We start from the raw sequence: 7,410 nt of genomic DNA, 5'->3' as shown, positions 1-7,410 counted from the left end.
CTCGGTCTGGGCGATCTCGGGCACGTGGCGGGTGATGAGCTCGCCGAGTTTGCGCATGAGCTTGGCGCGCTCGGTGGCGGGCAGGCCGGCCCATTGGGGGAAGGCGGCCTTGGCGGCGGCCACGGCGGCGTGGACTTCGGCCTCGCCGCCCGAGGCGACCTCGGCCAGCACCTCCTGGGTGGCGGGGTTGATGGTTTCGAAGTAGTCGCGGCCGGCGACGCTCTGGCCGTTGATCAGGTGCTGGATCTGTTGCATGGGTGTCTTTCCTTGGATGGGTTCAGGCGGGTCAGGCTGCGGCTGTAGCGGTTGGGGCGGTTGGGGCGAAGGCGGCATCGCCGACCAGGGTGTTGACCAGACGGCCAATGCCGTCGATCTCGGTCACCACCTCGTCGCCGGCTTTCACGTTGACCACGCCTTCGGGCGTGCCGGTCAGGATCACGTCGCCGGCCTGCAAGGTCATGAAGCTGCTCAGGTACTCGATCAGCTCGGGCACGTTGTGGACCAGGTCGCGGGTGTGGCCCTGCTGCGTGAGCTGGCCGTTGACGGTGGTGCGCAGGGCCAGCTGGTGCGGGTCGGGCACGGCGGCGGCGTCGACCAGCCAGGGGCCGAGCACGGTGGCGCCGTCGCGGTTCTTCACGCGCAGGTTGGGGCGGTACCAGTTCTCCAGGTAGTCGCGGATCGCGTAGTCGTTGCACACGGTGTAGCCAGCCACATGGGCCAGGGCCTGCTCGCGCGAGACGCGGCGGGCGGTCTTGCCGATCACCACCGCCAGCTCACACTCGTAGTGCATGAACTGCACCGCATCGGGCCGGTAGGTCTGCCCGCGGTGGCCGATCACCGCGTTGGGGCCCTTGAGGAACACCAGGGGCTCGTCCTTGGTGGTGACGGTGAGCTCGCCCGACAGCTCGCGCAGGTGGTCGGCGTAGTTCAGGCCCAGCGCGATGATGGTGCCCACCTCGAAGGGGGGCAGCCACACCACCTGGTCCTCAGCCAGGACACGGCCATCGGCCAGGCGGATCTGTTGCTCGCCATGGGGCGTGGCGGTGTGGATGGCACCGGCGTAGGCCACACGGGCTGTGCGGGTGGGGTGGGTGGGGTGGGGCGTGTGACTCATGCGGCGCTTTCTTGCTCGCGGACCAGGGGGGTGCTGAGGTGGCCGATGCCATCGATCTCGATGCGCACCGTCTGGCCGGCGCGGGCCAGGGGCGCGCCTTGCGAGCCGCCCAGCGTGAGGATGTCGCCCGGCATCAGGGTCATGAAGGCGCTGACATCGGCGATCAACTGCGCCACTCCCCGAAAGCGGTCGCCGGTGCTGCTGACCTGCAACAACTGCCCGTCGATCAGCACCCGCAGCTCCAGCGCGTCGGGCAGTGGCACCTGGGCGGCCGGCACGACGTGTTCGCCCAGCGGGCAGAAGCCGTCACGGGCCTTCAGCCGCACCGAGGGCCGGTAGAACTGGCTGTGGGGCAGGCTGATGTCGTTCACCACCAGGTAGCCGGCCACATGACTCAGGGCGGCCTCCGGGGCGACGCGGGTGCATTGCCGCCCGATCACGATGCCCAGTTGGGCGCTGATTTCGACCTGGCCTGGTTCGTCGGGCACGGCCACAGGCTGGCCGCTGCGGGCCAGGGTGTTGCGCGGCTTCACAAACAGCACGGGGGCCTTGGGGGCGGCTTTGTAAGGCGCCTGCTCAATGGCTTCGCCGAGGGCGTACAGGGCCGGGCGGTGGTTCATCAGGACGCCATACACCGTGCCGGTGAGGCGGAACGGCGCAACATCCAGGGAGGGGAGTGGGAGGGTGTGGTGCATGTTATTCACTAATATGTGAGCAAGTATATTGCTAACATCTTAGTGAAGTAAACAGGCTTCGAGCTGCTTTGTTGATGCGGGTCAGATTTCAGGGATGATCAGGGGATGGACAAGAACGCTGCCAAGGTGATCCACCACCGCAACCTGCCGCTGCTGCTGTTGCAGTCTCGCGAGGCCGTGCTGGCCCGCTTCCGCCCCTTGCTGAACCAGCAGGGCGTGACCGAGCAACAGTGGCGGGTGATCCGGGCCCTCGATGAATTCGGCCCCATGGAGCCGCGTCAGATCGGCAGCATGTGCTGCATCTCCAGCCCCAGCATGGCCGGCATCCTGGCGCGCATGGATGACCTGGGCCTGATCTCACGCCAGCGCATGGAGCAGGACCAGCGCCGGGTGATGGTGGCCGTTACGGCCAAGGGCTGCGACACGGTGGCCGCGCTGGCGCCGCTGATCGAGGCCTGCTACAAGGACATCGAGGGTGTCATTGGCGCCGACTTCACCCACCTGCTCTACGACATGCTCGACGCGCTGACCAGCCGCCTCAACGAGGGGCGCGAGGGTGGGATGGGCGAAGGGGATTGAGCCAGGGTCTGTCCAGTGGACTTCAATCCAGCGGGGGCGCGGTCTTCAGCACCTCGGCCACCGCGGCCTTCCACAAGGCCGCCTGGGCCAGGGTTCCGTGGCCACCCGTGCTGGGCGATCCGGGCACGATGTGCTGCGCCCCGTGACGGACCCGCTGCAGCTCGCGCTCCAGCACGCCCAGTTCAGGCGGGTTGCGCTCGTCGTCGGCTGAGTTGATGGCCAGCACCCGGGCCCGGATGCGCTCCAGCCCGGCAGAGGGGTCGTAGTCGCCCGAGGCCTCCCACTGGTAGAGGTGGTCATTGGCATCGCCCTTGAATGGGGCTTGCAAACGCTGGTTGAGCAACTGGTCGGCCTTCTCGCGGGTGGGCGCCTGCCGGTACAGCGCCTGGTTGCCGCCGTTGGTGGCCAGGTTGAAGTACACCGAGGCAAAGCGCAGGCTGGGCGGCTGCTCGCTGTAGTCGCCGTTCTGCCAGGCCGGGTCGTTGCGGATCGAGTCGATCACCAGCCGCCGCAGCATCCAGTTGCGGCCCGCCATGGGCACCGGCAGCGCAGCCATGGGCACCGCGATGTCCATGAAATCGGGATACATCTGCGCCCACAGCCAGGTGTGCATGCCCCCCATCGAATACCCCAGCACCATGCGCAGGTGGCGTATGCCCAGGTGCTCGGTCACCAGCCGGTACTGGGCCCGCACCATGTCTTCGTAGTTGTAATTTGGAAAGCGCGTGCGCAAGCCCTGAGACGGCCGCGACGACTCGCCCGTGCCGATGCCATCGGGCAGGATGATGAAGTAGCGGCTGGCATCCAGCGGCTGGCCCGGCCCGAACAGCTCGCCGCCAAAGCCAGGCGTGAGCAGGCCCTTGCCCGAGCCCAGCGTGCCGTGCAGCACCAGCACGGCGGGTTTGTCGGGCGAGCCCAGGGTGGTGTAGTGCAGGCTCAACTCCGGCAGCGTGCTGCCGTCATGGAAGCGGAAATCCTGCACCCGCCAATCCCCCTCACGAGGCGGCGGCAGATCGACCGCCTGGGCCGGGGAAGACAGCGTGACAGCAGAGAGGACCATGGCAGCGAGCAGGTGGACGAAACGAAAGAACCTCTTCCGACAGCCCCTGAGCAAGGTGTGCAGGGGAACGTGGGGGCGGGGTGTGGTGTGCATGCGTTTCAATCTACTGCAAAGGCTGCGTTCTGCATCGGGGCCTCAGGGTTTGTCTGGGGCTGATGGCGCCTGTTGATTCAAATAAGGTCACTTATAGTGGTCTAAATAGCTTTGATCCGCCTTTAAATGGACCACTTTGGTGGTATAAATGAATATGACCGCCGAAACCATGATCCAGATCCATCGCCACGGCGAGTGGATTGACGCCGCCAAGCTGGTGCAGTTGGGCCCTGGGCGTTGTCGACTGGAGTATGAGCAGGCCTATATTTTTTCGAGTGCCCCTTGGCCGCTGTCATTGAATCTGCCGGTGCAGTTCAACGACATGAGTTTCACGCAGCCGACAGGGGGGGCGCTCGATGCGCCGCAATTTGACTTGCCACCTTTTCTCTTCGATCTGGTGCCGCAAGGGCGTGGCCGGCACCTGCTCGCTCGCGAACTGCACTTGCCCGATGTCGAAGGGGTGGAGTTGCCGCTGTTGATGGCTGGCGCCTTCAACCCGATTGGTTGCCTGCGCTTGAGTTCGGCCCTGGGCTTTTACCAAGGTTACGTTGATCGCCACACCGGTGGGTGCGACTGGCGCGTTGGCGTCGAAATGACCGAGATCGTGAGCCACTCCGAGGCATTTCTGGAGCAACTTTCGTTGCACGCGCTGTTGGCCAGCGGTACCACAGGCGCTCAAGGGGCAGCGCCCAAATTCCTGCTGAGTCGGGACAGGGGCGGTCTCTGGTACCCGGATATGGCGCTCGACGATGACTTGGCTGCAGAGCACTGGCTCCTGAAGCTCCCTCGCGGGCGCAAGGATGAGGATCGTCTGGTTCTGCGCAACGAGGCGGCTTACCTGCGCGTGGCCAAAGCCTGCGGCATTCGCGTGCATGCCGAACCCGAGTTGCTCAACGAGATGCTGTTCGTACGCCGCTTTGACCGGCAAGTGGATGAACATGGCCAACTGCATCGGCTGCACCAGGAAAGCCTGGCATCGCTGGCCCAACTGAAAGGTTTTGCACCGGCGACCTCGCACAATGAGTTGCTGGATGCCCTGCGTCGCCACGTTCATGAACCGCTGACGGAAGCCATTGAGTACCTCCAGCGTGATGCCCTGAACCAGGCATTGCGCAACACGGACAACCATGCGCGCAACACGGCCGTGCAGCGGCTCATCGACGGCCGTGTGCAGCTCACCCCTCTCTTTGACTTTGCGCCCATGTACAAGGACCCGGAAATGATCCCTCGCGCCGTGCACTGGCTGGATCCGAATGGCCGGCGTGTGGACGATTGGTCCACGATCCTGCACGCCATCGACTGGGATTCAGGTGAGCACGATATCGTCGCGCGCGCCCTGCATGACTTCGCTGCCACAGTCGCAGACCTGCCCGAGACTATGCGCGATGTCGGCGTCGAGGCGGCGGTGATCGAGGATTGCCGTGGCGCCATCGATCGGGTGGCGAAAAGCCTGGGTCGTCTCTTGCCGGGCTGAAAGAACATGGACCAGCGCATCAAGCACCAGAACCCCGAACGCGACGCCGAACTGCGCCGCACGCTGTTCGAGGGCGTGATGAAGAATCAGCTCTCGCTGGGTGAAGCCGTCAAGCTCATGCAAAAGGTCAGCCGCCTCACGCAAGCCGAGTTTGCCGCCCACCGGGGTGTGAGCACACGTGTGCTCAAGGAGATCATGGCCGGCAGTGCCAACCCGACTGTGGAGACGCTGAACAAGATCGCCAGCATCTTCGGCCTGGAGGTGGGCTTTGTCGCCAAGCGGCCTGTCGTTGAGCCGAGCCAACAAAGCCGCCGGATCATTCCGCCCGATCAAGCGCCAGGCGCTGCATCGGCGAAGCCGGCTTCAAGCTCCAGCCGGCCGCCGGCGTGAAGTGCGGCTTCATGGGCGACCTCGGGTGAGAGGCGTTGCATGGTCGCTTCACAGCCGCTTCATCGGCTGCCGATCGGCGGGGTGCATCAACCAGGCGCCTCGCCTTCGTTCAGTCCGGGCCGCCCAGGCTGCCCGATGTCGCCACCTTCTCGCCGGCCAGCCCGGTGGTGCACTTCAATGCAGGCACGCATCGGCTGGTGGCGCTCGCCTGAGGCAATGGGCCGCAGTGCCCTGGCTGACCTGCGGCGCAACCGGGCGGTTCAGTACCTGAACAGGGGGCCGCAGGTCCGCCGAAGATGATTTGGACCTTTGAATATGGAGATCGTGGACCACCATTGAAACGGAGAATCACCATGGTCAAAAATGGCATGCGCCCCATCCACCCGGGCGAGATCTTGAGGGAGGAATACCTCAAGCCACTGGGCGTCAGTGCCCATGCCCTGGCCAAGGCCTTGAAGGTGCCTCCCTCCAGGATCGGGGACATCGTGCTGGAGCGCCGCGGGGTGAGCCCAGACAGTGCGCTGCGTTTGGCGCGCTATTTCGGTGGTGATGCCCCATCCTGGCTCAACCTGCAACAGGCCTACGACCTCAAGGTGGCCGAGGCAGCCCTTGCAACGGTGCTTGAGCAGGAAATTCAGCCCTATTCAGCGGCGGCCGCGGCCGCCATGGCGCCTCAGGGTGATGAGGATCTTGCCTGGGCCACTTGATGTGGGCTTGTCTTGCGTCGCTCGGGCCGCTCAGGGCCGGGTCTAGTCGGTCGATGCGGCCCAGGCCTGCGTCCTGGCTGGCGTGTGAGTACAGCGCCGCCTGTAGCCGCATCGGGGCCTCAGGGTGGGTCTGGGGATGGACTGCCCTCGGCGTGTGCTGACATGCGGCGCATCAGGGCGGCTCAGTACCGCACAGCGGGCCATCAGACCGGCGGCCAATGGGGGATGCTTGAAAGCATGTGTCCCCGTCAGCCCATCTGCCCATGAACCCACGCGAACCGCACCTTGTTGCCACCGACCGGATCAGCCCGCGTCTGCTGCACTATTTTCTGGCCGTGGCTGAGGAGTTGAGTTTCAGCCAGGCCGCGCAGCGGTTGCACATGTCGCAACCACCGCTGAGCCAGCACATCAAAGAGCTGGAGGCCCAACTGGGCACCCAGCTGTTCCAGCGCAGCACACGCCGGGTCGAACTCACTGAGGCCGGCGCCGTGCTGCTGCGCGAGATGCGCCAGGTCCATCAGCACACCCAGCGCTCGCTGCAGCAGGTCAGCCAGATCGGCCGTGGCCTGAGTGGGCAGGTGCGCATCGGCCTGGTTGGCAGTGCCGTCTGGGGTGAGTTGTTGCCTGCATTGCGGCGTTTGGGCGCGGATTGCCCCGAACTGCGGTGGTGCTTCGAGGAGCTCACCCCTCAGCAGCAGGTTGAGGCCCTGCTGCAACATCGCATCGATCTTGGCCTTTGGCGTGAGGCCCCCAGCGCTGGCTTGCCACCAAGCCTGGAGAGTCGCCTGATTCAGACCGAGGCCCTGCGCGTGGCCCTGCCCGGCAGGCACAGGTTGCTCAAGGCCTGTCGCGGGGCACTGCCCTTGCAGACCTTGAGCGAGGAACCCTTCATCTGGGTCTCGTCGGGCCCGCATGGCCTGGGCAGCTATCTGGCACGGTCGCTGCCGGTTCGCGGGCTTGCGCCCCGTGCCGGGCACCGGGTGCAGGAGCCCCAGACCGCGCTGGCCCTGGTGGCTGCCGGCTACGGGGTCACCTTGCTGCCCGAGCGCTATGCCCGCATCGGCTGGCCTGGCGTGGGTTTCAGGCCTCTGCGCGAAGACCTGCGGGCCGATCTCTATGCGGTGTTCCACGCCCAGGCTTGCCTGCCGGCCGTGCACACCCTGCTCCAGTATTGGGCCCAGAGCCTGGACGATGTGGGCCCCGCTGACTGAGTAGTCCGCTGGTCTGGTGTATTGAACCGAAGCGCTCATCGCGGGCAGGCCCTTATACCGTCTGTTGGCGCATTGGTACCACTGGCG

9 protein-coding genes are annotated in these 7,410 nt (G+C 65.5%); 5 read left to right on the top strand and 4 right to left on the bottom strand.

Going from position 1 to position 7,410, the window contains the following annotated elements; genetic code table 11:
• From AC07PT_RS29485 to AC07PT_RS29475, 3 genes are all read right to left on the bottom strand, one after another.
• On the bottom strand, positions 1-255 hold a 255-nt coding region (locus tag AC07PT_RS29485; RefSeq protein ID WP_494659058.1), incomplete at its 3' end, for an aldehyde dehydrogenase family protein.
• 31 nt (positions 256-286) lie between these two features.
• The gene (locus tag AC07PT_RS29480) at positions 287-1,114 is read right to left on the bottom strand and encodes a fumarylacetoacetate hydrolase family protein (RefSeq protein WP_494659057.1); all 828 of its coding nucleotides are present in this window, start codon (positions 1,112-1,114) and stop codon (positions 287-289) included.
• Positions 1,111-1,809 (bottom strand): fumarylacetoacetate hydrolase family protein, encoded by a 699-nt coding sequence (locus AC07PT_RS29475; RefSeq protein WP_494659056.1) that lies wholly within the window; start codon positions 1,807-1,809, stop codon positions 1,111-1,113. The genes AC07PT_RS29480 and AC07PT_RS29475 overlap by 4 nt, the downstream gene beginning before the upstream one ends.
• A gap of 105 nt (positions 1,810-1,914) precedes the next feature.
• Between AC07PT_RS29475 and hpaR the strand changes: the two genes are divergently transcribed.
• Positions 1,915-2,388: a homoprotocatechuate degradation operon regulator HpaR gene (gene hpaR, locus AC07PT_RS29470; RefSeq protein ID WP_492350038.1), complete on the top strand. Its 474-nt coding sequence runs from the start codon at positions 1,915-1,917 to the stop codon at positions 2,386-2,388.
• Positions 2,389-2,410: 22 nt separating this feature from the next.
• Here hpaR and AC07PT_RS29465 read toward each other — a convergent pair whose 3' ends face one another.
• Positions 2,411-3,448: an alpha/beta fold hydrolase gene (locus AC07PT_RS29465; protein ID WP_494659055.1), complete on the bottom strand. Its 1,038-nt coding sequence runs from the start codon at positions 3,446-3,448 to the stop codon at positions 2,411-2,413.
• A gap of 241 nt (positions 3,449-3,689) precedes the next feature.
• On the opposite strand from AC07PT_RS29465, the gene AC07PT_RS29460 reads away from it, so the two are divergent.
• The 4 genes from AC07PT_RS29460 to AC07PT_RS29445 all read left to right on the top strand — a co-directional run bounded on the left by AC07PT_RS29460 (position 3,690) and on the right by AC07PT_RS29445 (position 7,323).
• Entirely contained in the window at positions 3,690-5,015 is a 1,326-nt protein-coding gene (locus AC07PT_RS29460) for a type II toxin-antitoxin system HipA family toxin (protein WP_494659054.1), read from the top strand.
• Positions 5,016-5,021: 6 nt separating this feature from the next.
• Positions 5,022-5,405, top strand: coding sequence for a helix-turn-helix domain-containing protein (locus tag AC07PT_RS29455; protein ID WP_494659053.1), 384 nt, complete (start codon positions 5,022-5,024; stop codon positions 5,403-5,405).
• 353 nt (positions 5,406-5,758) lie between these two features.
• Positions 5,759-6,112 (top strand): HigA family addiction module antitoxin, encoded by a 354-nt coding sequence (locus tag AC07PT_RS29450; protein WP_494659052.1) that lies wholly within the window; start codon positions 5,759-5,761, stop codon positions 6,110-6,112.
• Between the two features lie 263 nt (positions 6,113-6,375).
• The gene (locus tag AC07PT_RS29445) at positions 6,376-7,323 is read left to right on the top strand and encodes a LysR family transcriptional regulator (protein WP_494659051.1); all 948 of its coding nucleotides are present in this window, start codon (positions 6,376-6,378) and stop codon (positions 7,321-7,323) included.
• The last annotated feature ends 87 nt before the right edge of the window (positions 7,324-7,410 follow it).

The sequence above is a fragment of the Curvibacter sp. GW821-FHT09D12 genome, from assembly GCF_059416245.1.
This window is presented reverse-complemented; position numbering and strand designations above follow the sequence as displayed.

Coding starts and splice junctions, on each gene's coding strand:
- AC07PT_RS29475 (WP_494659056.1), bottom strand. CDS start 1,809: ATGCACCACACCCTCCCACTCCCCTCCCTGGATGTTGCGCCGTTCCGC.
- AC07PT_RS29460 (WP_494659054.1), top strand. CDS start 3,690: ATGAATATGACCGCCGAAACCATGATCCAGATCCATCGCCACGGCGAG.
- AC07PT_RS29465 (WP_494659055.1), bottom strand. CDS start 3,448: ATGGTCCTCTCTGCTGTCACGCTGTCTTCCCCGGCCCAGGCGGTCGAT.
- AC07PT_RS29450 (WP_494659052.1), top strand. CDS start 5,759: ATGGTCAAAAATGGCATGCGCCCCATCCACCCGGGCGAGATCTTGAGG.
- AC07PT_RS29445 (WP_494659051.1), top strand. CDS start 6,376: ATGAACCCACGCGAACCGCACCTTGTTGCCACCGACCGGATCAGCCCG.
- hpaR (WP_492350038.1), top strand. CDS start 1,915: ATGGACAAGAACGCTGCCAAGGTGATCCACCACCGCAACCTGCCGCTG.
- AC07PT_RS29480 (WP_494659057.1), bottom strand. CDS start 1,114: ATGAGTCACACGCCCCACCCCACCCACCCCACCCGCACAGCCCGTGTG.
- AC07PT_RS29455 (WP_494659053.1), top strand. CDS start 5,022: ATGGACCAGCGCATCAAGCACCAGAACCCCGAACGCGACGCCGAACTG.